This window comes from Ligilactobacillus acidipiscis DSM 15836 (genome assembly GCF_001435755.1).
Lineage (GTDB): Bacteria > Bacillota > Bacilli > Lactobacillales > Lactobacillaceae > Ligilactobacillus > Ligilactobacillus acidipiscis.
This window is the reverse complement of the sequence record NZ_AZFI01000304.1, coordinates 1-960: the sequence shown is the minus strand read 5'-3', so window position 1 is coordinate 960 and position 960 is coordinate 1. Positions and strand designations below refer to the sequence as shown.

Annotated in this window: 1 protein-coding gene; it reads right to left on the bottom strand. The window is 31.5% G+C overall.

The window, feature by feature from the left end; all coding sequences use genetic code 11:
• A partial coding sequence (locus tag FC65_RS10830; protein WP_056972757.1) for a replication initiation protein occupies window positions 1-701 on the bottom strand: 701 nt, incomplete at its 3' end.
• Window positions 702-960: the final 259 nt, after the last annotated feature.

Genomic DNA, 960 nt, shown 5'->3' with positions numbered 1-960 from the left:
ATTTCATACCAAGAACTTTTTAAAAAGTCATTTTCGTTTTTATCTTCAGGCTTCCAGGTAAACTCATAACCGGTTATTTTACCACCATGACCCTCGTGGCGTTTTTTAACTTTTAAACCACGAAATATAGGAGATAGTTCTTCTTTAATTGGTTTTAAAACGCGTCTATCAATGGCATCTGTTCTATAACTTTCAGGAATATCCAATAATTCTCTAAATTCAGACATTTTAAAATTTCTTTTACCAACAGTTCTGTATTGCTTTAATAGTCGAAATGCTGTTTTAGAGTACGTACTTTTCAGGCTTGCGAACTGTTCCAAACTAAACCTAGTCCATGTACGTAACTCATTAAAAAGCCCCTTAAAATCTGGATTAACAGCAATGGTTACAGTTTCTGTAGATCTTTCGATTTCATATTTTGTGAATGCAACAAACCTAACAATTTTATCACCGTCATCATTTCTCGCACTGATACTTAAAAGCTTGTCATATACTTTTTCTAAATCCTCAATAAATCGTCCATTGTGGTTTTTATATTGGCTTAAATACTTCAATTGTGTAAATGAAAATGAAATATCATTGGTTCCTTTATCTATGATTCTTGAAGCAATGGAAAAAAATAAATTCATTTCACGGGAGTTAAAACGACGTAATGGAATGGAATTTAGTCGATTATCGTATTTTACGAGCTCATTTACCATATAATCACCTCATAATTTAAAAAGAGCATATCACTTTCTATTCAATACATCAAATAATTATGTACGGAATAAGCGGGCAAAATGTACGGAATAGAACGCTATAAACCATGAGTGTCAAGGGATACAGACTTTCTAAAGAGGTTTAAAGAGGTTATTAAAGAGATATAAAGAGGTTCAGTTTTTAAATTAACTCAGTTTTTCTACTTAAAGCGGACAAAATGTATAAGATAAGAAAAAATAAAGTTCAAAAACGCTCGGT